Origin of the sequence: Allobacillus salarius (assembly GCF_007559425.1) — a bacterium.
In the GTDB taxonomy this organism is placed as follows: Bacteria; Bacillota; Bacilli; order Bacillales; family Alkalibacillaceae; genus Allobacillus; species Allobacillus salarius.
The window spans coordinates 1-21,682 of sequence record NZ_VMHE01000002.1; the positions used below are offsets into that span (position 1 = coordinate 1).

At 37.6% G+C, this 21,682-nt stretch carries 25 protein-coding genes; 19 read left to right on the plus strand and 6 right to left on the minus strand.

What is annotated here, in order from left to right; translation table 11 throughout:
* Nucleotides 1–182: 182 nt before the first annotated feature.
* Nucleotides 183–1,094 carry a cytochrome c oxidase assembly factor CtaG gene (gene ctaG / locus FPQ13_RS01935; protein ID WP_144087627.1) on the plus strand — a complete coding sequence of 304 codons (912 nt, stop codon included), beginning with the start codon at nucleotides 183–185 and terminating at the stop codon, nucleotides 1,092–1,094.
* A gap of 6 nt (nucleotides 1,095–1,100) precedes the next feature.
* Nucleotides 1,101–1,550: a DUF420 domain-containing protein gene (locus tag FPQ13_RS01940; RefSeq protein ID WP_144087628.1), complete on the plus strand. Its 450-nt coding sequence runs from the start codon at nucleotides 1,101–1,103 to the stop codon at nucleotides 1,548–1,550.
* A 190-nt stretch (nucleotides 1,551–1,740) separates the two neighbouring features.
* On the opposite strand, the gene ytvI is transcribed toward FPQ13_RS01940, so the two are convergent.
* Both ytvI and FPQ13_RS01950 read right to left on the minus strand, forming a co-directional pair.
* On the minus strand, nucleotides 1,741–2,799 hold the full coding sequence (gene ytvI / locus FPQ13_RS01945; protein ID WP_144087629.1) for a sporulation integral membrane protein YtvI: 1,059 nt from the start codon (nucleotides 2,797–2,799) through the stop codon (nucleotides 1,741–1,743).
* 245 nt (nucleotides 2,800–3,044) lie between these two features.
* Nucleotides 3,045–3,416 (minus strand): YugN family protein, encoded by a 372-nt coding sequence (locus FPQ13_RS01950; protein WP_144087630.1) that lies wholly within the window; start codon nucleotides 3,414–3,416, stop codon nucleotides 3,045–3,047.
* A gap of 176 nt (nucleotides 3,417–3,592) precedes the next feature.
* On the opposite strand from FPQ13_RS01950, the gene ylbD reads away from it, so the two are divergent.
* The 3 genes from ylbD to FPQ13_RS01965 all read left to right on the plus strand — a co-directional run bounded on the left by ylbD (nucleotide 3,593) and on the right by FPQ13_RS01965 (nucleotide 4,804).
* Entirely contained in the window at nucleotides 3,593–3,970 is a 378-nt protein-coding gene (ylbD, locus tag FPQ13_RS01955) for a spore coat protein YlbD (protein ID WP_186279517.1), read from the plus strand.
* Between the two features lie 61 nt (nucleotides 3,971–4,031).
* The gene (locus FPQ13_RS01960; RefSeq protein ID WP_144087632.1) at nucleotides 4,032–4,478 is read left to right on the plus strand and encodes a YlbF/YmcA family competence regulator; all 447 of its coding nucleotides are present in this window, start codon (nucleotides 4,032–4,034) and stop codon (nucleotides 4,476–4,478) included.
* A gap of 41 nt (nucleotides 4,479–4,519) precedes the next feature.
* Nucleotides 4,520–4,804, plus strand: coding sequence for a YlbG family protein (locus tag FPQ13_RS01965; RefSeq protein ID WP_236782462.1), 285 nt, complete (start codon nucleotides 4,520–4,522; stop codon nucleotides 4,802–4,804).
* 58 nt (nucleotides 4,805–4,862) lie between these two features.
* On the opposite strand, the gene FPQ13_RS01970 is transcribed toward FPQ13_RS01965, so the two are convergent.
* Nucleotides 4,863–5,252: a DUF7147 family protein gene (locus tag FPQ13_RS01970; protein WP_144087634.1), complete on the minus strand. Its 390-nt coding sequence runs from the start codon at nucleotides 5,250–5,252 to the stop codon at nucleotides 4,863–4,865.
* A 437-nt stretch (nucleotides 5,253–5,689) separates the two neighbouring features.
* On the opposite strand from FPQ13_RS01970, the gene rsmD reads away from it, so the two are divergent.
* Nucleotides 5,690–6,271 (plus strand): 16S rRNA (guanine(966)-N(2))-methyltransferase RsmD, encoded by a 582-nt coding sequence (rsmD, locus tag FPQ13_RS01975; protein WP_281281184.1) that lies wholly within the window; start codon nucleotides 5,690–5,692, stop codon nucleotides 6,269–6,271.
* Complete coding sequence (gene coaD / locus FPQ13_RS01980) at nucleotides 6,268–6,750, plus strand: pantetheine-phosphate adenylyltransferase (RefSeq protein WP_144087636.1); 483 nt, start codon at nucleotides 6,268–6,270, stop codon at nucleotides 6,748–6,750. The genes rsmD and coaD overlap by 4 nt, the downstream gene beginning before the upstream one ends.
* Nucleotides 6,751–6,756: 6 nt before the next feature.
* Here coaD and ylbJ read toward each other — a convergent pair whose 3' ends face one another.
* Entirely contained in the window at nucleotides 6,757–7,986 is a 1,230-nt protein-coding gene (ylbJ, locus tag FPQ13_RS01985; RefSeq protein ID WP_144087637.1) for a sporulation integral membrane protein YlbJ, read from the minus strand.
* 146 nt (nucleotides 7,987–8,132) lie between these two features.
* Here ylbJ and FPQ13_RS01990 point away from each other — a divergent pair, with 146 nt between their 5' ends.
* Both FPQ13_RS01990 and FPQ13_RS01995 read left to right on the plus strand, forming a co-directional pair.
* Nucleotides 8,133–8,915, plus strand: a complete 783-nt coding sequence (locus FPQ13_RS01990) for a patatin-like phospholipase family protein (protein ID WP_144087638.1) — start codon at nucleotides 8,133–8,135, stop codon at nucleotides 8,913–8,915.
* On the plus strand, nucleotides 8,916–9,944 hold the full coding sequence (locus FPQ13_RS01995; protein ID WP_144087639.1) for a SepM family pheromone-processing serine protease: 1,029 nt from the start codon (nucleotides 8,916–8,918) through the stop codon (nucleotides 9,942–9,944). It begins immediately after the preceding gene.
* 117 nt (nucleotides 9,945–10,061) lie between these two features.
* On the opposite strand, the gene FPQ13_RS02000 is transcribed toward FPQ13_RS01995, so the two are convergent.
* A complete protein-coding gene (locus FPQ13_RS02000; protein ID WP_144087640.1) occupies nucleotides 10,062–11,273 on the minus strand; it encodes a nucleotidyltransferase in 1,212 nt (403 codons plus the stop codon).
* Between the two features lie 157 nt (nucleotides 11,274–11,430).
* Here FPQ13_RS02000 and FPQ13_RS02005 point away from each other — a divergent pair, with 157 nt between their 5' ends.
* From FPQ13_RS02005 to FPQ13_RS02020, 4 genes are all read left to right on the plus strand, one after another.
* Nucleotides 11,431–11,985 (plus strand): YceD family protein, encoded by a 555-nt coding sequence (locus FPQ13_RS02005; RefSeq protein ID WP_144087641.1) that lies wholly within the window; start codon nucleotides 11,431–11,433, stop codon nucleotides 11,983–11,985.
* Nucleotides 11,986–12,025: 40 nt separating this feature from the next.
* Entirely contained in the window at nucleotides 12,026–12,199 is a 174-nt protein-coding gene (gene rpmF / locus FPQ13_RS02010; protein ID WP_144087642.1) for a 50S ribosomal protein L32, read from the plus strand.
* 363 nt (nucleotides 12,200–12,562) lie between these two features.
* On the plus strand, nucleotides 12,563–13,321 hold the full coding sequence (locus tag FPQ13_RS02015) for an enoyl-CoA hydratase/isomerase family protein (RefSeq protein ID WP_144087643.1): 759 nt from the start codon (nucleotides 12,563–12,565) through the stop codon (nucleotides 13,319–13,321).
* 96 nt (nucleotides 13,322–13,417) lie between these two features.
* A complete protein-coding gene (locus tag FPQ13_RS02020; protein ID WP_144087644.1) occupies nucleotides 13,418–13,885 on the plus strand; it encodes an RsfA family transcriptional regulator in 468 nt (155 codons plus the stop codon).
* A 133-nt stretch (nucleotides 13,886–14,018) separates the two neighbouring features.
* Here FPQ13_RS02020 and FPQ13_RS02025 read toward each other — a convergent pair whose 3' ends face one another.
* The gene (locus FPQ13_RS02025) at nucleotides 14,019–14,498 is read right to left on the minus strand and encodes an N-acetyltransferase (RefSeq protein WP_144087645.1); all 480 of its coding nucleotides are present in this window, start codon (nucleotides 14,496–14,498) and stop codon (nucleotides 14,019–14,021) included.
* A 125-nt stretch (nucleotides 14,499–14,623) separates the two neighbouring features.
* Here FPQ13_RS02025 and FPQ13_RS02030 point away from each other — a divergent pair, with 125 nt between their 5' ends.
* The 6 genes from FPQ13_RS02030 (at nucleotide 14,624) to FPQ13_RS02055 (ending at nucleotide 21,603) form a co-directional block, all read left to right on the plus strand.
* Nucleotides 14,624–15,499 (plus strand): ketopantoate reductase family protein, encoded by an 876-nt coding sequence (locus FPQ13_RS02030; RefSeq protein WP_186279518.1) that lies wholly within the window; start codon nucleotides 14,624–14,626, stop codon nucleotides 15,497–15,499.
* A gap of 262 nt (nucleotides 15,500–15,761) precedes the next feature.
* Nucleotides 15,762–17,384, plus strand: a complete 1,623-nt coding sequence (gene bshC / locus FPQ13_RS02035; RefSeq protein WP_144087647.1) for a bacillithiol biosynthesis cysteine-adding enzyme BshC — start codon at nucleotides 15,762–15,764, stop codon at nucleotides 17,382–17,384.
* Between the two features lie 185 nt (nucleotides 17,385–17,569).
* The gene (gene mraZ, locus FPQ13_RS02040) at nucleotides 17,570–18,001 is read left to right on the plus strand and encodes a division/cell wall cluster transcriptional repressor MraZ (RefSeq protein ID WP_144087648.1); all 432 of its coding nucleotides are present in this window, start codon (nucleotides 17,570–17,572) and stop codon (nucleotides 17,999–18,001) included.
* Between the two features lie 17 nt (nucleotides 18,002–18,018).
* On the plus strand, nucleotides 18,019–18,993 hold the full coding sequence (gene rsmH, locus FPQ13_RS02045; protein WP_144087649.1) for a 16S rRNA (cytosine(1402)-N(4))-methyltransferase RsmH: 975 nt from the start codon (nucleotides 18,019–18,021) through the stop codon (nucleotides 18,991–18,993).
* A 3-nt stretch (nucleotides 18,994–18,996) separates the two neighbouring features.
* Complete coding sequence (gene ftsL, locus FPQ13_RS02050; RefSeq protein ID WP_144087650.1) at nucleotides 18,997–19,371, plus strand: cell division protein FtsL; 375 nt, start codon at nucleotides 18,997–18,999, stop codon at nucleotides 19,369–19,371.
* 21 nt (nucleotides 19,372–19,392) lie between these two features.
* Nucleotides 19,393–21,603: a penicillin-binding protein gene (locus FPQ13_RS02055; protein ID WP_144087860.1), complete on the plus strand. Its 2,211-nt coding sequence runs from the start codon at nucleotides 19,393–19,395 to the stop codon at nucleotides 21,601–21,603.
* Nucleotides 21,604–21,682 lie beyond the last annotated feature (79 nt).

Below are 21,682 nucleotides of genomic sequence, written 5' to 3' on the forward strand. Positions count from 1 at the left end.
ACTGGCGGTTACGCTGGTGTTCTTAGGAATCCCCCACTTCAAACAACCGTAGTTTGTTAAGTGGTGGGTAGTTCAATTATTACAATTTTTCAAACGTTGGTTTTATGAGTCGAGTACAAAGAAAATATGTTGTATACTGAGGTAAACACGTAATAGACAAAACTCCCGAGGTGAATTCAAAAATGTGGGATAAACTACAAATATTTGGTTTCCAAGCACTTTGGAATCCATTAACGTTACTCATAACCATTTTATTAGGCTTATTATATTACTTATTTACCGGCCCGCTAAAAGAGAAGGCAGGGTTGAAGGAGAGACCGGCTGGAAAGCAACAGCTCTGGTTTTATCTAGCACTTACATTATTTTATCTAATTAAAGGTGCTCCTTTATATCTCATGTCCCATATCTTTCTTTCAGTTCATATGTTGCAAATGGTAATCTTTTACTTGATTATGCCTATGCTTGTGATCAAAGGGATTCCAGAAGAATGGTGGAGAAAAGTATTTAACAATCGCACCATTGGTCCGATTATGAATTTTTTCACCAAGCCACTAATTGCGATTATTGTATTCCACGCATTGTTTTCGTTTTATCACTTACCGGTGATTTTGGATTTTTCCAAAACGAATAACTTTGTACACTGGAGCATTACATTGGTGATTTTTGTAGGAGCATTCTTTTTCTGGTGGCCGTTAATGACACCATTTAAAGAACGTGTAATTATTCGACCGCTCTATAAGATTTTTTATATTTTTGGAAGTGGCTTATTGATTACACCATCGTGTGCACTAATCATCTTCGCTGATGCACCATTATATGCGACTTATTCGCAACCAGATGCATTTATGAATGCATTGGCGCTATGTGTGCCTGTTGAGGTGTTACAAGGTTTAAATCTTGGTGGACCACAAATATTTATGAATGTTGATTTAGTCAATGATCAACAATTAGCGGGAATCGTGATGAAAGTATCCCAAGAATTTATATACGGTGGCGTTTTAGCTGCATTGTTTTATGCTTGGTATAACAGTGAAAACAGAGGAATCGATCCATTGCCATCATCACAGCAAACCATCACACCAGAAAGAGGTTGATTTTAAATGCCATTTCTACCAACCATCAGTACATTCTTTATCATATTAAGTGCGATACTTGTGGCAATCGGTTGGATATTTATCGCAAAGAAAAAATATAAAGCTCATCGAATTACAATGATTTTAGCTTCTATATCAGCGCTGTCTTTTTTCATCCTATATATGTCACGTACGATCTTTATAGGAAACACAGCGTTTGGTGGTCCGGATGATATAAAAATCTATTATACTATTTTCCTAATTTTTCACATTTTCTTGGCTACAACGGGAGGGGTTTTCGGAATAATTTCCCTTACGTTAGCATTTAAAAGAAAGATTACTAAACATCGTAAAATCGGACCTTATACAAGCATTATTTGGTTCTTTACAGCGATTACAGGTGTTGCCGTTTACTTGTTGTTATACGTTCTTTATGACGGTGGGCACAGTACGAGCTTATTTAAAGCAATTTTCTAATACCATAAGTGCTTATCTCCAGGGAAAGACGTTTAGTCTCTTCCTGGAGTTTTTTAATTTAAACAAGCGTGAAGTAGTTCGAGTGTAATAGCGATATTTGAAAATGTCGTACTAACTAAGTCACAGTCTTTGTTGCATATAAAAACCCCAATTTAGTCATATAGGACTGAAATTGAGGTCTTTAGTTAACTTAAAATTTCACTTTAAACCGAATGATTCCTGCTTCATGAGCTGAGTTGAATAAGATGACAACTAATGGGCCAAGGAAGAACCCGACAAAGCCAATTAATTGTAAGCCCAGATACATAGAGATTAATGTCGGTAGGGCACGTAAGCCGATGTGATGGCCCATCATTTTCGGTTCTATGATTCGGCGTATAGCGAGTAATATGACTGCTAATATGGAAAGTTGTATCCCCATGCCAATGTCTCCAATGATGAACATATATAATGCCCAAGGACCGAGAACAATGATAGAACCGATGATTGGAATTAAATCGACAAGCCAAATGGTTATTGACATGATGATCGCAATCTCAGGTGTAATAAATAACAAACCTACTAAAGTAACACCAAGGATTATCAATGAAACGAGAAATTGTGCCTTAAAAAATCCGAGAAACACATGAGATAACCTGGCATTCATGTATTTCAGTTTTTCTTGAGACTCTTCAGAGAGGAATGAATAAACTTTATTTCGCAACAATGGCAAGTCGAGCATAAACAAAAATAGCGCAATTAAATAGACGATTAAACCAACCAAAAATTCAGGTATTTTAACAAAAATTTGTGCGATATTATCGATTTCAATATATTCCATTAGTTGTGCTTGGAAATTATCAAAGTTTTGAATAGCTCGTTCTTCCACTTCTCGAATAAATTGAGGCGGCCAATCCTTCGTATACGACTCAATATCTTCTCTTAAATCGACCAATACGTCTTCAACATTTGAAATATAAGATGGCGCGTTTTCAGCCATGTGTACGACCTGACCAATCGTTTTTATCGTTGTATATGTACCGATTGTTCCGAGGAATAGGATAAAAACGAAAAAAACAATCAATACTGATGTCATTCTAGTTAACCGCAGTTTTCGCATGAAGAGACGAATCAAAGGGTTTAAAACAAGAGCTGTCAGAAATGCTAGTATGAGAGGTATTGAGATTGGCAAGATAAAATATAAAAATAAAATGAAGAGAATAATGAGTAAAGCAATGATCCAATATTTTTTATTTAAATTTCTTACCACTTAAATATAAAACTCCCTTCATAATACTGTGTAAGTACAATATACCACGTTCGGCAAAATGCTAACAACAAATAAAAGAAATAATATGAATTTATTTTCAATTCACAAGTGACTCACCCAAAAGTCTGATATGTTGTTGTTAAGTAGCAACAAAAAAATGTAATTGCTCTTTTTAAATCAGTATAAACAAAAAAACTTCATTCCATTCTGTATTTGAATGAAATGAAGTTTTCACTAAAACTAATTTAATGAGTTTCCATATATTTTTGTAAGTCATCGCCAAGCTTTTGAATAACCCGATCAACTTTGTCCAATACTTGTTGAGGGTATTCTTCATCTTCACCATACTCTACACCGTGTGGGTAATAATGTGTACCTAAGTATGGTTCTTTCAAACGAATGACTGCTGATTTAAAATCAACGTCACCTTCAATGGCTTCCCCTGCTACACGTAGGTAGTAAGTAACATTTTTTAAAGTTGAGTTTATTTTATAATCAAAAGTCATACGTTCATAATCCCACTGAGAACCTAACACAAAGCCGTTTTTCTCCATGATATGCGTCAACGGTTCTTGGTGAATTACTGTTCCATCAAAATTCTTGTTCTCGATTTTCATTCAATCACCTCTTCTATATCTTCTCACTAAGATTATCATAGTATGAAATTCATCAATAATCAATTGTTAATGGGGATTTATCAGCAATGTGTAACAAATTAGACATAATTGATTCTTTGAACCAAATCGCCTGATTGTACGTAGTATATAGCATCAATGTAAGGGAAGGGATGAAAATGTCAGGAATTATATTGCCGAAACGGGTCCAAGAGTTTCGTAATTTTGTTCGTGAAAAACCAAAATTATTCGAGCAATTGAAAAAAGACGGATATGATTGGCAATCACTCTATAATGAGTGGGATCAATATGGCGAAGCGGCTATCCTGTTTCAACAAGACATTGAATCAAAAGCAGAGGGGGATGAACAAAAAGATTCGAGCCAAAAAATTAAATGGCAAGATATTTTGCATAAACTATCTGAAATGGATGTTGACCGTATTGAAAAGCATGTCAAACAATTATCCAGTACGATGGAACAAATTCAACGCATATCAGACCAAGTAAATCAATCGAAGCGACAAAACAAGGGATCTCATATGGGCCCTTTCTTCTAAATAGTAAAAGCATGGTAAAATGCTTTTCATTTTGTTATGATAGCCCTATGGAGGTGTCAGAGTGCTAGCCAATATTGAAGTTATTGAATTACTCGAGCAAGCTGAGAAACTTGGTCAAATGATCAAGCAATCAGAAGAATATGAAGCTTATCAGATAGAGAAAGATCTTTTATATAAAGACGAGGGAGCTGCACAGCTCATTCATAATTTTGTAGCGATGAAAGATGATTATGAAGATGTGCAGCGCTTTGGTCGTTACCACCCAGACTATACAAAAATTATGAAGGAAATTCGAGGGACGAAAAGAGAGCTCGACATGCACGACCGTGTAGCCATATTTCGTCAAAAAGAAACAGCACTGCAAGGTTTATTGGACGATGTTTCCGAAATTGTGGCCACTTCAATTAGTGAGAACATAAAAGCGCCACGTGAAGGGTTTGCATTAAAAGATCACGGTTCCGGCTGCGGATGTGGCAGCGGTGGTTCATGCGGCTGTCAAGCTTCCTAATGAATGGTTAGACGATATAGCGTGAAAAGTGGGGGTAGATGATGTTCACAAAGCGACAAGGTCTTATTATTTGGTTTAGACATATGAAGAATTTGCGCAAATTAAAGCGTTTAGGGCATTTAATCTATGCCTCTAAGAAAAAGAAATACGCATTGATTTACGTAGATCAAGATGAGCTTGAGGATGTGAAACAGCAAGCTGAAAACTATAACTTCGTTAAGCGAGTGGATATTTCGTTTAGACCTGAAGTTGAAATGGAGTTTGAACATCGGCAAAAGCCAATCAAAAGACAAGGGGAGTTGGAAAGCTTCCCAAGGACTAGTTAATACAAAAAGCTCCAAAGCAGTATGTACGACATACACTTTGGAGCTTATTTTTATGCTCTTATAACGGCGGAAGCAAATGGTTAAGCCGTAAAATAGAAATCAATTGATTAAAATATAAAGTTAATTCATGATATTGATCAGAAGAAGGGACCTCCATTTCGACAATTTGGAGCTGATATTTTTCAGCTAGTTCTTGAAACTGTTCATATCGAACATTTTTATCAACGTCATTCGGGCGGGGTATTCCTTCTAAACAAATATAGATCGGTTGGAAATTACCTTGCTTGGTCGGTTGAAAAGATGCCGCTAAAGAAGTTCGATCTTCACCATCTTTTTTTGTATGAAAAGCATATAAGTGCATTACCCGTTGTGGCATATGCTCGATGAGAGTCACTAATTCAAAAAAGTCGCTGTAGCCTTCTCCCAATTGAATAAATCGTTGTCCCATAATCATTCTCCTCATTGTGCGCGATTGTTTCGTCTAACTTCATGTCTCACGTAAGAATCTTCCTATAATCTATCATGTCAAAAGAAGTTTGTGAATTTATTCGCAAGAAAGCAGACTTTTTGGTAAAATGAAAAAGAATTTGCTGAATGGCAGGACATTTTGTTGTAAGTGATGGATATACAATAAATATGTGTTAGTTGTTTAGGCAAAACATTTAACCGCTTACATTTTTGTTCATAAAAAAAGCTCTTTTTCATAATGAAAAAGAGCAAAAGGTCTCTTTGCATAACAAAGAGTACAAAAAGGGAGAGGAGAAACCGGAAGAAGTACTTATGGGGAATGATAAGACTTCTCCGTATAGAACGGTTCCTCTAATACCGCTCTTGTGAATATCCTTAACAGAATCATTCAAAGATATACATAAACTTCTTGAAAAGGTGAATTTCATGCGAGTTATTTCTGGAAAATACAAGAGTCACCCGATAAAAACGGTATCAAATAAAAAAACGAGACCTACTTCTGATAAGGTGAAGGAGGCACTTTTCCATTCAATCGGACCTTATTTTCAAGGTGGCACTGCACTGGATCTTTTCGCTGGAAGCGGTGCTTTAGGAATTGAAGCATTAAGCCGTGGCATGGATCATGTTATATTCGTAGACAAAGACTACCAAGCCAATAAATTGATTAAAGAGAATATTCGTCAATTAAAATTAACTGAACAGTGTGAGATTTATAGAACAGATGCTTTTCGCGCAATAAAAGCTGCAGGGAAAAGGGATAAGAAGTTTGATTATGTATTTCTCGACCCACCTTATGGAAAAATATCATTTGACGATATATTTGAAAACTTGCATGATGCAAAAGTGTTGGCTGACAATGCACTTATCGTGTGTGAACATAATCAAGATGAAGTGCTGCCTGAGAGCACACGTCTATTTTTAAAAGAAAAACAATCTTCGAAGACATCTTTAACATCGATCACCATTTATCGTTATTATCAGAGGGGGAATGACAAATGAGTAAAATAGCAGTTTGTCCAGGAAGTTTTGACCCAATCACGAATGGACATTTGGATATCATTCGACGCGGGGCTGAGATTTTTGAAGAAGTGATTGTTGTTGTATTTAAGAATCAATCAAAGTCACCTTTATTCACAGTTGAAGAGCGAATTGAACTAATCAAAGAAGCAACGAAGGATTTACCGAATGTTTCTGCAGATGAGAGTAAAGGCCTCGTCGTTGATTATGCCAAAGAAAAAAACGCTTCAGCTATTCTACGTGGCCTCCGTGCTGTCAGTGACTTTGAGTACGAGATGCAGATCACTTCAATGAACCGTAAGCTGAATGCTGAAGTGGAAACTTTATTTATGATGACAAATAATCAGTATTCCTTTTTAAGTTCCAGTATTGTAAAAGAAGCGGCAAGATATCAATCAGACGTTTCTGATTTAGTACCGAAAGCTGTAGAAAATGCGTTACGTAAAAAATATGAACAATAGAATTATTCAACGTGTCGGAACCTTTTTGACTTTGTAGATCATATAAATACAAAATGTAATCAATGTGAGCATCGTAAAGATTGGCCCTAAATGAATGAAATGTTCATAAAACTGACTGAACCAACTTGGATTTGGTTCAGGCTGTATAACCGGTAGTTCGTTTGTAGATTCAGAAAAACGGTTCACGTAGAGTGGCTTATAGAGAATGAATGTTAAAGATGTAGCAAAAAGAATGTGTAAGAATCGAGCAAAGAAATATGGAGCAAATCGTAAATCCGTTTCTGCTACAATCGAAGCGATCTGCGCATGAATGGATAATCCATTGAATGCAAGAACTCCACTGACAACGATCAATTGGGCAAGAATTGTCGTATGCTCTGTTTGTGTAATCAACTGGGAACCAATTGTGACTTCAAATATGCTTGAGATGATTGGCAATGTGAATTGTTTAAGATTCTCGAAAGGATATAAAATCGAGTTCAACAAATCTGCCAATTGAACAGTCACACCCGTATGGTATAAAATTCGGTTAAGTACTGAAAAGAGAACAATAAAACCACCAATCATACATAATGTTTGAATAGCTGATGTGACGGCTCGACCGAGCACATGTCCGAGTGTCTGCTTATGTTCCAAGCGGTGAGTGTGGAGTTCTTTCCACGCTCTCTTGATAAGCAGACCTTCTTTTTTTGTGTTTTTTTCTAGATTTTCGCTAGAGCGCTCATTCTTCTTATAAAAACGCATGCACAAACCAACCAATATACAGCCAAGATAATGACTGACTGCAAGCAGTAGGCCTACTTTAGCATTTTGGAAGAACCCTATGCTGACGGCACCAAAAATAAAAAGGGGATTAGAAGCATTCGTAAAGGAAATTAAACGCTCTCCTTCTGTTTTGCTAATCACATTCTCTTTGCGTAACTGACTTGTGATTTTCGTGCCGGCTGGGTATCCACTGGCTAACCCCATACCTAAAACAACACCGCCTGTCCCTGGAACATTGAATAACGGTCGCATCATCGGCTCTAATAAAACACCTATGAATTTAACGACTCCAAAGGCCATTAATAATTCTGCTACAATAAAAAAAGGAAGCAGGGAAGGGAAGACGACTTCGAGCCAAAGTTGAATACCTCGGAAGGAAGCCTCAAAGGATTGTTCAGGAAAAAGAATAATACACACACCTAAAAAGGAAGCTGAAATTGCCATAACGAGTGATTTAACGTGTTCTTTCACAATGGTTCCTCCCTGAAGTACCCTGACTGTACGAATAGTCCTGTACATAGTAAAATAAACTTGTAAATAACTACCTGGTTCAAATATACGCTTGTACATCATTCAGATATGCATTGAACTGACGAAGAGTGGAGGAGTTCGTTCATATGGCAAGACCGAAAATTGGTTTGGCGCTAGGTTCCGGTGGGGCTCGAGGCTTCTCACATTTAGGCGTAATAAAAAAGTTAGAAGAAGCGAACATACCGATTGATTACATAGCAGGATCCAGTATGGGGGCGTTAGTCGGGACTTTTTATGGTGCAGGCCAAAAGATTGAGGATTTATATATGCTCGCTTCGACCTTTAAATTAAAATATTTTATGGATTTTACTGTTCCAAAATTAGGATTAATTCAAGGTGACCGAATCAAAACATATATCCAAATGTTTACGTATCAAAAACAATTAGAAGAACTTCCAATTCCAGTCCATGTAGTTGCTACAGATATTTATAGTGGAGAGAAGGTTGTTTTGAAAGAAGGTAGCGTTGCGAAAGCTGTACGAGCAAGCATTTCCATTCCCGGTATATTCGCACCAGAAGAAATAGATGGCCGCATGCTAGTTGATGGGGGCGTAATTGACCGTGTTCCAATCTCTGTCGTCCGCGATATGGGAGCGGATTTGGTCATTGCCGTAGATTGCTCTAAGTTTGAGAGCAACTCTGATGTAAACACGATTTATGATGTGATTATGCAAAGTATTGATATTATGCAAGATGATATTACCCAGCAAGCAATCATGAACGCTGAAGTTGTCATGCGTCCGCATGTTTATCAGTATAGTTCTAGAAACTATACTCAAATTGAAGAAATCATTCGAGAAGGTGAGATTGAGGCTGTCAAATATCTTGATCCCATCAAAAAAATGATTGCAGATTGGAAGGATCAATAAATGTATTTTAGACGAAAACATATATTAGTTTTAGTGGTAACATTAGCGATTACGTTCTTTTTAAGCTTTTATAAATTGGACTATTACATTTACCAGCCAGGTGACATACGGGCATTGGATGGTGTAGTGAAAGTAGAAGAAGGTAGTGACAGCGAAGGTGAAATGAACCTTGTAACCGTACGCGGTGGTCAAGCAACCCCACTTTTTTATCTAATGGCAAAAATACGTCCATATTTTGATATCTATGATTTGGAAGATGTCCGACCAGAAGGAATCAGCCAAGATGAATATATGGAAGCGCAGTTACACTTCATGGAAAGTTCTCAAGAGGCAGCGACAGTTGTCGCTTTTCAAGCAGCTGGAGAAGATTTGACGATTAATTATCAAGGTGTTTATGTCGGCATGGTAATGGAAGATATGCCTGCTGAAGGAGTATTACAATCGGGTGACCAAATTGTTAAAGTCGAAGGTCAGCAAGTCAATTCGGCAGAAGAAGTCATTGAACTTACTTCATCAAAATCAGTTGGTGATGAACTGCATTTGACGATCAGCCGAGAAGATAAGGAAATGGATTTACAAGTTGAATTAGTCCCTTTAGGTGATACACTTGACCGTCCTGGTATTGGAATCTCGCTTGTAACCGATCGTGAAATTGTTCATGATCGTGAGGTGACCTATGACAGCGGCCGAATTGGTGGACCAAGTGCAGGGTTAATCTTTTCCTTAGAGGTTTACGATCAACTTGTAGATGAAGATATAACGAAAGGTTATCAAATTGTAGCTACAGGTGAAATTGATTATGATGGGAAAGTCTATCCGATTGGTGGTATTGATAAAAAAGTAGTAGCTGCAGACGATGCAGGGGCTGACATCTTTCTTGCTCCTAACGAGGGTGGAAAAAAAGGCTCTAACTATGAGGTGGCCAAAAAAACGGCGGAAGACATTGAAACGGATATGAAAATTATACCAATTGATCAATTTCAAGATGCTGTTGATTACTTGGAAAGCTTGCCTGTAAAGGAAGAATAAATAGGAAATCGGAAGCGGTGCATGGAACGCATGAAAAAGCTTCCGATTTTTCTATTCATCGGAAGCTGATTTAAAGTTATGCATACGGATACTTTTAATGGACTGATTGTAAGGAAATTAAAGTAAGATCGGTCCCGTTAACTCTTGTTTTTTTAATTCCCTACCTACTTCAGGTTCAATGATGGCGTAATAAGCATTCGTTGCCCGTTCTTCAATTGTCAAAAATTCATGGGTCATTTGCTGTAAATTTGAAATGAGTGGCACAGTCATTTTTTTCTTCTGCTTATTGATAAAGGATCTGCCTTGCTCATTCATTCCAAGAATTCTTACGTAAGGGACTTGATCGGTTTCCGTAGCTTTAAGCATATCTTCAGCTTTAAGCTGGGTTAACAAGTGGACAAACACGCGTTGAAGACGTGTGTATGTATATCGTTTCGTCTTTAAGAGTTCCAACCATTCATGAAAATTATTCACTTTATCAGCTGTCTCTTTTAGTCGATACTCAAGACCTTCAATAACACCATGTATTTGTTGTAAACCTTCAATCGGTGTTACTTGGACGATATACCGAAGTAACGAGAAATAACCCTCCCATTCATGCCAACGCCCGGCTGTTTGTAGATAGGTTTCTAACTCGTTGACTGTCGATTGTGGCATCGCTTGCTTTGCGTGAGTAGTCATGAGATGCTGATTGAACAGTTCTTTCCGGATACTCGTAGCACTCGCGATTGAATACTCGATTTCCTCATCGTGATAATGACTTTTAGTTCTTCTTACTGTTACGGGCTCGATGTTAGCATTCAGTTCTTTAATGGCTTTCACATAACTAAAGCCAAGGATGTTATTTGGTTGGCTCAAGTCGAAATTATCAGAGGTTAGATTAAGCTTTCGGTATGCCTCTCTGCTAGCTTGTGGAAATGAAGAGCCGCTCGTTAAGGCTTCTTTTAACGTTTTTTCAAAAACCGCCTTTCCAGTAGACCATTTATTATAGCCATCTAAAAAGGGTTGTATATTTCCAGACTCACTTCCAAAACATACTTGTTCTACACCTAAAGCGTCTAATGTGGCGATCGCTCCTTTGGAAAAAAGATCAGCATATTGACAGGCATAGACATGAGGCAATTCAACAACTAAATCAACACCACTTGTTAAAGCGGCTCTTGTTCGGGAAAACTTATCAGTAATTGCTGGTTCACCACGCTGAAGAAAATTTCCGCTCATCACTGCAATGGTGACATCTGCATTTGCTTTACGAATGGATTGTTCCAAGTGATATGCATGTCCGTTATGAAAAGGGTTATATTCGACGATCAGTCCACAAGTACGCATTTTCCTCGCCCTTTCTTCATTCTTTAAGTATAATTTAGAAGGAAACAAAGGAAAAAATCAAGGATGGATAAAAATATTTTCCTGCTGTTAAGAAAAAATATTGACAAAAGGTGTATTTCCTTTTAAAATTACTCTTGTTGCCTTGAGGTGATAAACAATGATTATACCGCTTCAAAAAATCAAAGCACATGAACCTTACACGTTCCAAGGTAGTCTAGATGTTTCTGACTTGGAAGAGATGAATAATGATATTCGTCGCATTTCTGATGTGGAAGTTGACGGAGAAGCTACATTGGTCGGTAAAGTTTATCAATTTGATTTGAACCTAAAAGGGACGATGATTTTACCTTGCGCAAGAACGCTAGTTGATGTTAAGTATCCTTTTTCGGTTGATGCGACAGAGAATTTCACGAAAGTGGATTATGTAGCATCGGAAGAAGAAGAGATTTTCTTAATTGAGCAAGAAGTACTTGACTTAGCGCCTTATATCAAGGAAAATATTTTATTGGAAGTCCCTGTACGGGTATATAGTGATGAAGAACAATTGAGTGAAGCAGAAGATGAGGGAGAAGGTTGGGAAATGCGAACCGAAGACACCCATATCGAACAGCAAGAAATCACTCATGAAGAAGATAACGGAGAAGATAAACCGGTAGATCCGCGTCTAGCTTCGTTACAGAAATTTTTTGATAAAGATCAAAACAATGAATGATGAAATGGATTTGTTGATTCATTAGAGGAGGTGTAGAATCATGGCAGTACCAAAAAGAAGAACTTCCAAAAAAGTTAAAAACCAACGTCGTACACATAAAAACCTACATGTACCTGGTATGGTTGAATGCCCTAACTGTGGCGAAATGATGAAACCACACCACGTATGTAAAGAATGTGGACAATACAAAGGTGAAGAAGTTGTAGAAAAGTAAAGCTAGAATAAATGAGATGTCTCTTACAAATAAGAGGCATCTTTTTTAAAATTACTGGCTCAAAATATTTGTTGGGGTAAATACTATTCGTGGATAGATCGCCAAAATGAAGCACTCCCCTTGATTAGAAGCGCTCTATTCAGGGATAGCGTATCAAAATTTAGTTCTATCTTCGAATAGAAGCGCTCTAATCGGGGATAGCACATTAAAATATCGCTCTATCTTCAATTAGGAGCGCTCTATTCAGGGGTAGCACATCAAAATTCACCTCTATCTTTGATTAGAAGCACTCTATTCAGGGACAGCACGCCAAAATTCACTTCTATCTTCGAATAGCACATTAAATGACGGGGGAAATCCTTTATGGAACAAGTATTGAAATATGAACGATATGAAAATGGTCTGGCGGTACTAACGATCAACCGACCGAATAAACGAAATGCGATTTCTAAAGAAGTTGTTTCCTTATTCGCTCAATACATAACCGAATTGGAGAATAACGACAACATAAAACTGTTGGTCATAACAGGTGAAGGACAGCAAGCATTTTGTTCAGGGGGCGACTTAAAAGATTTCCATGGCCATTTAAAGGCTGACGAAGCATATGAGTTGTTAAAACCGATGCAAGAAGTTTTATATCGAATTGCAACTCTTCCTTTTCCGACGCTTGCCTGGATGAACGGTTCTGCGCGAGGTGGCGGTATGGAACTTGCATCTGCCTGTGATTTTCGCTTTGCATCAGAGAATGGAAATTATGGTTTTGTACAAGGAAACCTAGGCATTGCTACCGGTTGGGGAGGCGGATCGTTACTTTATAGACGAATACACCCTCAACAGGCTCATTATTGGCAAATCGAATCAGCAATAAAAAGTGTGAAAGAATTAGAAGAAGCGGGATTTATACAAAAAGTTATTCATCAAGAATTCGTACCCCATGCCGAAGAATTAACTATGTTCCTTTCAAAAAGTGTAGAACAATTAAGAAGCTGGAAAGCTCAATGGTTGCGACACCATTCTATTGAGCAATTAATATTTGAAATGGATGAAGAGGTGGCTACCTGCAGCAAGCTTTGGGAGAGTGAAGCCCATATTGAAGCTGTTAATCGATTTTTCTCCAAATAATTAAAAGCAATCCTATAATTATTATATTTTTCGTCTATCTTCCTAAGCCTATGCATAAATATTTAATACAGTAGCTAGGCTAAGGGGGGAAGATGTGTGGTAACTCGTCAAGATTCATGGACAAAAGATGAAGATTTACTGTTAGCCGAAACAGTCATTCGGTACATACGAGAAGGCAAAACACAGATGAAAGCGTTTCAGGAGGTTGCAAATAAACTCTCGAGGACACCTCAGGCTTGCGGGTTTCGGTGGAATGCCAATATTAGGAAGCAATATAGTAAGGCGATTGCTCTTGCAAAAGAAGATCGGAAAAACTTGAAGAGTGAGCCTTCAAGCAACAAGTCATTTACGAAACAAGGAAAAGATTCTACCAAAAAAATTGAATCATTCGATGAAGTCATCGGTCAATTGGAACGGTTGAAAGGTGAATATTCTCAACAACCACATAACAATGGTTCAATCGATACGAGGGTTGAGGAACTGAATAAAAAGTTAGCATTGTATAATCAAGTCTTGAATGAAATATCAGAGAAGATTCAGTCCTTAAAAGAACAAGAAAAATAGTCTAGTATTGAGAGCAAAAACTCAATGAAGTATTAAAAAATCCGGAAATTGGAGTCATCTCTAGTGAGCCAACGAATTGTTGGGTCAGGAAAATGACGTCGGTTTCCGGATTGCTCTGATTATTAGAAATCATTTACTTAGCATCAACTTGCTCTGAAACGCCTTCAGGCAACCAAATATAAGGATTTTCACCAAAATCACGCTCTACATCATAGTGAGCAGCTTGAAAGCCCATTCGTTCCCAGAACTCGTGTGAGTTCACTCTAGCGTTCGTTTTAACAGGTAGATTGAAGCTCTTCGCGTATGCTACTAACTGTTCACCGAATCCTCTTCTTCGATAGCCTTCTAACACTTCTAACTTCCATAGTTCTAAATAATCTTGTTTCGGTTCAAAATAGTAATCATATTTTGATTTAACTTTATACAAACTCATGCGAGCGACTAAAGAATCACCGAAATAAATTCCATAAAACGGAGATTCACTATTGTTTTCGATCATATCGTGTTCTAGATCTTCTTTCATCGAAAGTTCTTGCATCCCATACTGTTTAAACTTTTTGAATTCTTCAATCGTACGGAAGTTTATCAATAATCTCTCAACTTTTACCGACATAAGCTTGTTCCTCCTTTTGTTTCTCCTTATTATTATAGTATATTGGAGATTGAATTTAAATGAAATCGTTCACATCGAATAGAAGGATTCATTTACTTATTTCATGCAAAGAGGGAGCAATGGGTATGAATATTGCCGTAATTGGAATGGGAGCTGTCGGGATGTTTATGGCACATCACATGGCAAAGAACGGGTTGAATGTGACAGGTTATGTTCGTCGGGAAGAGCAACTTGCTGAACTGAAAGAAAAAGGTATCCAACTAGGCGATGAACAAGTACATTTACCGATATACTCATATACCGATCTATCTATCGAGCATGATTATTACATCATCGCGACAAAAAAAACAGCTACCAAAACATTGTATCCTCACTTTAAAAAACTGAAAGCGTCTAGCAACCTAGTATTCGTTCAAAATGGAATGTTCGATGAAGACGAGCTTGAAGGTATACTAGCAAACGTTTTTATTGGTGTTTTCGATCACGGCATTACCCGGAATGGCAATACAGAAATTCAGCAAAAAGGAGCTGGACGTTTATCCGTCGGAAGCATGGATGATAAAGAGAAGATAGCGGTAAAAAAATTCGTGGCGCAAATAAATAGCCCGATATTCCCGGTTATTTTCGAACAAAACATTGAAAGAAGGCAAGCTAAGAAGCTAGTCATAAATTGTGTCATCAATCCGTTAACAGCTATATTTGAATGTTTTAACGGTGAAATTTTGGAAAATAGCTATATGAAGCGGTTAGCTGCGAAATTAAATGAGGAAGCTTGTGAAGCTTTGAATTTACCAAAAGAAGAAATGTGGGAAAAAACGATAGCCATTTGTGAAAAAACAGCACGGAATAAATCTTCCATGTTTGCTGACATCGAGTCAGGAAAACGGACGGAAATAGATTATTTAAATGGTTATTTAGTTAACCAATATCCAAACATCGTTCCGACCCATGAAGCGATCACTTTACTAGTGAAAGCAAAAGAAATAGGTCATAAACGTTAGCTGATTGAATCAATTTCATCATTGCTATTTTCAAAAGAGTGTACGTGGATTCGGAGGAACACAGCCGCCCTTTACTTCACTTTATTCATTCGTTTTTGTTTATTGAATTTTCCTTCACTCTCTAAATGATTTATATATTATTTTTATGATTATCGCTCTATTATCCAGTATCCGTAAACAGATTTAATGAAAGTCAGTGGGTTTTTCGATAAAATAACAGCTAGGTATCGACCGAGTAAAGTAATAAAGGCAGGGTTAAACGATGCAAACAATTCCAATTCAGTTACAGCAATCACAATTGTTGCAAGATTATCGAGATCGTAAGGAATCGATCTTTTCACAATTCGACTATGATCCTTATCAACTACGAAGTTATAAAAAACGACTTTCTCAGCTTCAACAAGGTGATTATCAACGGGAAGAACTCGCAAAAATTTTGTTAAAGCAAAATCGAAAATGGGGAGCGGGTCCAGCTGTTGAAAAAAATATAGAAACGTTAAAAAATCCGAATTCATCAGTCGTCATCGGCGGACAACAGGCGGGGATTTTAACCGGTCCGTTATATACCATTCATAAAATGATATCAATTCTTGTTCATGCAAAAGAGCAAGAAGAACACTTGCAGCAACCCGTCATTCCGGTCTTTTGGATTGCAGGTGAAGATCATGATTTTGAAGAAATCAACCATATATACATTCAGAAAAATCCGAATCGGTTGAAGAAGGTTGCCATTGATGGTGAGTTAGAATCCAAGCAATCTGTCTCATCAATAAAGTTGCCGAAAAAAGAAGCGGCTATTTTCTTGGAAAATATATTTTCTACTTTTCAAGAAACCAAACATACAAAGAAGATATACAACCAACTAAAAGAAACTGCTGAACAGAGTGATACGTATGTAGATTTCTTTGGAACACTCACCCATCAAATGTTTCAAGAAGAAGGGTTAGTGTTAGTTGATTCAGATGATTCTGATCTAAGAAAACTTGAATCATCTTATTTTGTGCGGATGATTGAGGAGCAACCGAACATCGCAAAAGCCGTTGTTCGAGATTTACAGCATCAAGAAGACAAAGGTTATACCATTTCAATTGATGCAGAAAGTGATGATGGGCATCTGTTTTATCATGTTGATGGTGAAAGACAGTTACTCATGAGAGAAAATGACAAATGGAAGACGAAGGATGGACACGTTTCTTTACGAACGGAAGAACTGTTAGAAATCGCAAAGAAAGAACCTGAATTATTAAGTAATAACGTTATTACACGTCCACTCATGCAAGAACTCGTTTTCCCTGTATTGGCTTTTCACGCAGGACCTGGTGAATTGGCATATTGGTCAATACTGAAAAATGCTTTTCGATGTTTGGACTTAACATTGCCAATCGTCATGCCTCGTCTATCGATGACGCTTCTTCAATCCAACCATCAATCATGGATAGATGGAATGGATCTATCCATCGAATCATTGATTCAATCAGGTGTGTACACACAAAAAATGAACTGGTTGAACCGACAGACGAAATTGCCGATTGAAGAAACATTTCAAGAAGTACAGAAACATATTGAGACAGTTCATCAACCGATTCAAGAGATCGCAGAATCAATCAGCTCTGATATGGAAGGACTCTCGAAGAAAAACTTGGAGAAAATACAAAAAGAGTTGGCATATGTAGAGAAACGATTTATGCGAACTGTTGAAAGTAATCATCAGCTACGGATAAAGAGATATGACACGTTAGATACGTATTATCATCCTGATGGTGGCTTACAAGAGCGGAAGTGGAATTTAATTTATTGGATGAATCAATATGGGTGGGACTTACCATCGAGATTGACAACAATCCCACCAAAATGGGAAGTGGACCACCTAATCGTGAATTTGTAACCACTCACTAACCACCACGCCCCACTTTTCAATAAAATCATTAAAATACTTTATATAACAAGGTTTTAAGCATGCTCAGTCTTTTGACTGGGCATGTTTTTTTATTAAATATATAATTTTTTATTAAAAAAGTGGTTCAAAGTGGAGGATTGTGGTAGACTATAAAAAAAGGTGGGGCGAAGTCTATGTTTATGGGTGAGTTTCAACATAATATTGATACAAAAGGTAGAATTATTATTCCATCTAAATTTAGAGATGGGTTAGGTCACTCCTTTGTGCTCACTCGTGGAATAGATCATTGTTTGTTCGCCTACCCCATGGATGAATGGAAAATCCTCGAAGAGAAACTGAAGAAGTTACCAGTTACAAAGAAAGATGCAAGAGCATTTACGCGTTTCTTCTTTTCTGGTGCTGTTGAGTGTGAAATTGATAAGCAAGGCAGAATCAATGTTCCATCACCCCTCCGAAAATATGCCAATTTGGATAAGGAATGTATTGTGATTGGCGTATCGAACCGAATCGAATTATGGGCGCGCGATGCTTGGACAGACTATGTAGAAGAATCGGAAGAATCTTTTGCTGAAATCGCAGAAAATATGATGGATTTCGACATTTAATGTTGGAGGGTGAAGAGATGTTTGAACACTTCAGTGTATTAAACAAAGAAACGATTGAGGGTTTGTCTATCCAGCCGAATGGCACCTATGTGGACTGCACTCTTGGAGGCGCAGGTCATTCAAAGAAAATTATTGAACAATTGACAGACAAAGGCCATCTGATCGCTTTTGATCAGGATGAAACAGCTATTACACATGCGAAAGCATTATTATCTGAATACGAGAATCAAGTTACTTTCATCCATCGAAACTTTTCTCAGCTTGAAGAAGCGTTGGATGAGTTGAACATTAATGAAGTTGAAGGGATTGTCTTTGATCTAGGCGTTTCTTCACCACAGTTGGACCAAATTGAAAGAGGATTTAGTTACCACAATGATGCACCACTGGACATGCGGATGAATCAGTCTCAGAAATTGAGCGCGTATGAAGTAGTCAATCATTGGACTTATGAACAGCTCGTTAAATCTTTTTTCAGATATGGAGAAGAAAAATTTTCTAAACAAATTGCGCGGAACATTGAGCGTAAAAGAGAAGAAAAGCCGATTGAGACAACACTAGAGTTAGTGGAGATTATTAAGGAAGCAATACCGGCACCGGCAAGAAGGAAAGGTGGACATCCAGCTAAACGAATCTTCCAAGCAATTCGAATTGCCGTAAATGATGAATTGAATGTGTTCGAAGATGCGTTACACCAAGCGGCTAGAAAAGTGGCTATTGGCGGTAGGATTGCTGTCATCACATTTCACTCATTGGAAGATAAAATTTGTAAGCAAGCAATGAAAAAATGGAGTACACCCGAAGATGTTCCAAAAGAAATACCTTTATTGCCTGAAGAGATCCAACCGCCATTTAAGCTTATCAATAAGAAGCCGATTGTACCGAATGAAAATGAATTGGATGAAAATCGTCGTTCAAGATCGGCAAAATTAAGGATTTGTGAGAAAGTCACGGAATGGGACGAAAAATACGCACTGAACGGAAAGGGGAAGTAAAAAATGAGTGCTGAAAGACTGAGACAATATCAAACATTTCCACATCGGAAGGACCAAACATCCCGTCAAACGGAACATCATGCTGAACAAGCCAAAAAAACGTTATTTACAAAAGGTGAAAAGTTTTTGTATACTTTAGGAATATTGGTAATTACTTGTTTCGCTATTTACATGGTTATGTTTTCTACATCAGTCAATTCATTGAACCGTGATATTCAGCAATTGGACAGTAATATTGAAACGATACAATCCCAAAATGTTTCCCTTCGTGCAGAAGTTCAAGAACTGAGTAATCCAACAAGAATCTTGACCATCGCAGAAAAACATGGACTTGATATTAAAAACAGCAACGTAAAACAAGCCAATAATACCCCTTAAGGGAAGGGATTTTCGGTGAGAATGAAACAAAAAAACATCATGCTGATCTTTTTGGTTGGCATATTTACATTAGGATTTTTAATCATAATCGGCCGATTTGTGTACATCCAAGTAGGAGGAGAAGTGCAATCGGTCGATTTAATTGATTATTCGAATAAGTATAGACAGGTCGGCAAAGAATTGAGTTATGAACGTGGTAAAATCATGGACCGAACAGGTATGGTTTTAGCCGATAATCGACCGACCTATAAACTTTATGCAATTATTGACGAATCTTATTCTGAAAATTCGCCAACACCTTTGCATGTTAAAAATCCTTCGAAGACTGCGGAGAAGTTAGCTCCGTTTCTACAGAAAGAACCAAATGAAATTGAACAGATCATTACAAATGGAATTGAAAATGATCGATTTCAAGTGGAATTTGGTATGCAGGCAAATAATTTGTCCGAAGCTGAAATGGAGGACATCGAAGAACTCGGTTTACCTGGTATCAATTTTGAACAGCAAATGCAACGATATTATCCAAACGGAGCTTTTGCCTCACATATACTAGGATATACACGAGCTGAAAAAGGTGAACCTGTCGCGGAATTCGGCGTTGAGTTAGAATGGGATGAATATTTGCAAGGTGAATCTGGTTCAGTAAGCTATAATCGTGACAAATACGGATATAAACTATTGAATGCGGATGAAGTCGTCAAACCACCTAAAAATGGGGATCACGTTTACTTAACGATTGATCAAAAAATCCAAACATTTTTAGAAGATGCGATGACGACAATTGAAAAAGAATACCAACCAGAGCGTATGGTAGCAGCTGTTATGGATCCTAAAACGGGAGAGATGTTGGCTATGAGTAACAGGCCGACATTTAATCCGAACCACCCAGAAAATATTACGAATTGGTATAACGATGTTATATCCTATCCAATTGAACCTGGTTCGACAATGAAAATGTTCACGGTAGCCGCAGCGATGGAAGAAGGCGTTTATAACGGTAGTGAGACTTATGAGTCTGGGAAATATCGTATTAATGAGAATTACCGATATATCCGTGACCATAATAATGTCGGTTGGGGTGAAATTACCTATGACGAAGGAATTCAACGTTCATCCAACGTCGCAGTGGCCAAATTATTATGGGAAAAAATTAAACCAGATACGTTCATGGAATATATCGAAGCGTTCCATTTAGATCGAATGTCAGGGATTGACCTTTCTGGGGAGCGTCTTGGGAAAATGGTTTATCAGTATCCGATGGAAAAGGTGACTATGTCATACGGTCAAGGATCTACGTTTACTCCGATGCAAATTATGAAAGCCGCAACGGCAATAGCAAATGACGGTAAAATGGTGAAGCCGTATGTCATTTCAAGTGTTGTTGACTCAGAATCTGAGGAAATACTCTACGAAAAGGAACCGGAAATCGTTGGAGAACCAATTAGTGCCGAAACATCAAAACAATTACGAGATTTATTCGAGACTGTCATTACCGGAGAACATGGCACCGGAAAGAATTTTAAATTAGATAGCTATTCATCTTTAGGAAAGACCGGAACCTCTCAACTGCCTGACCCTGAAACAGGTGGATGGCTAACAGGACCTTCCAATTACTTGTTTTCATTTATGGGGATGGCGCCAAAAGATGATCCAGAATTATTGATGTTTGTAGCAGTGAAACAACCGAATATTGATTATTCCTATGAGGGTTCGCGCACAACATCTTATATTTACAAAACCGTTATGGAAAACAGTTTAAATTATTTGAATGTACAGCCAGACCAAGAAAACTCTGATCAAATGGAACCAATTGTACTTGATAACATCATCGGATCATCCATAGACGACCTGGAAGAAACATATGAAGAAAAAGGTATTGAAGTCGTTTCATTAGGTACGGGCGAAAAAGCTGCAGATTCGAGACCGATTGAGGGAGATCGTTTATTTCCAAGTAATCGCTTGCTCGTTCTAACGGAAGGCGAAGCTAAAATGCCAAATCTATTAGGATGGCCTTTACGAGATGTGCTTCATCTTAGTGAATTGCTTGATTTGGAACTTGAGTTTGATGGCAGTGGATTTGTTGTCGAACAGAGTATCAAACCTGGAACAAAACTGAATGAAGATGATCAATTGGTTATAGAATTACAGAGCAAAGAACAACAATTCGAAAATCAACAAAGTGAATCGGCAGCCGACGATTCATCTGATCAAGACGCAAACGAAGACGAATAATGAATTTAGATAAAATTTATATAAAAAAAGACAATGGTCTAAACAGACAAGCTTTCTCATAAATTAGGTACTACGCTAA

Coding starts and splice junctions, on each gene's coding strand:
- rsmH (WP_144087649.1), top strand. CDS start 18,019: ATGTTTGAACACTTCAGTGTATTAAACAAAGAAACGATTGAGGGTTTG.
- rpmF (WP_144087642.1), top strand. CDS start 12,026: ATGGCAGTACCAAAAAGAAGAACTTCCAAAAAAGTTAAAAACCAACGT.
- ctaG (WP_144087627.1), top strand. CDS start 183: ATGTGGGATAAACTACAAATATTTGGTTTCCAAGCACTTTGGAATCCA.
- mraZ (WP_144087648.1), top strand. CDS start 17,570: ATGTTTATGGGTGAGTTTCAACATAATATTGATACAAAAGGTAGAATT.
- FPQ13_RS02030 (WP_186279518.1), top strand. CDS start 14,624: ATGAATATTGCCGTAATTGGAATGGGAGCTGTCGGGATGTTTATGGCA.
- FPQ13_RS01965 (WP_236782462.1), top strand. CDS start 4,520: ATGTTCACAAAGCGACAAGGTCTTATTATTTGGTTTAGACATATGAAG.
- FPQ13_RS01970 (WP_144087634.1), bottom strand. CDS start 5,252: ATGGGACAACGATTTATTCAATTGGGAGAAGGCTACAGCGACTTTTTT.
- FPQ13_RS02000 (WP_144087640.1), bottom strand. CDS start 11,273: ATGCGTACTTGTGGACTGATCGTCGAATATAACCCTTTTCATAACGGA.
- FPQ13_RS02005 (WP_144087641.1), top strand. CDS start 11,431: ATGATTATACCGCTTCAAAAAATCAAAGCACATGAACCTTACACGTTC.
- FPQ13_RS01940 (WP_144087628.1), top strand. CDS start 1,101: ATGCCATTTCTACCAACCATCAGTACATTCTTTATCATATTAAGTGCG.
- FPQ13_RS02025 (WP_144087645.1), bottom strand. CDS start 14,498: ATGTCGGTAAAAGTTGAGAGATTATTGATAAACTTCCGTACGATTGAA.
- bshC (WP_144087647.1), top strand. CDS start 15,762: ATGCAAACAATTCCAATTCAGTTACAGCAATCACAATTGTTGCAAGAT.
- FPQ13_RS01995 (WP_144087639.1), top strand. CDS start 8,916: ATGTATTTTAGACGAAAACATATATTAGTTTTAGTGGTAACATTAGCG.
- FPQ13_RS01950 (WP_144087630.1), bottom strand. CDS start 3,416: ATGAAAATCGAGAACAAGAATTTTGATGGAACAGTAATTCACCAAGAA.
- FPQ13_RS02055 (WP_144087860.1), top strand. CDS start 19,393: ATGAAACAAAAAAACATCATGCTGATCTTTTTGGTTGGCATATTTACA.
- FPQ13_RS02015 (WP_144087643.1), top strand. CDS start 12,563: ATGGAACAAGTATTGAAATATGAACGATATGAAAATGGTCTGGCGGTA.
- ftsL (WP_144087650.1), top strand. CDS start 18,997: ATGAGTGCTGAAAGACTGAGACAATATCAAACATTTCCACATCGGAAG.
- FPQ13_RS01990 (WP_144087638.1), top strand. CDS start 8,133: ATGGCAAGACCGAAAATTGGTTTGGCGCTAGGTTCCGGTGGGGCTCGA.
- ylbD (WP_186279517.1), top strand. CDS start 3,593: ATGTCAGGAATTATATTGCCGAAACGGGTCCAAGAGTTTCGTAATTTT.
- coaD (WP_144087636.1), top strand. CDS start 6,268: ATGAGTAAAATAGCAGTTTGTCCAGGAAGTTTTGACCCAATCACGAAT.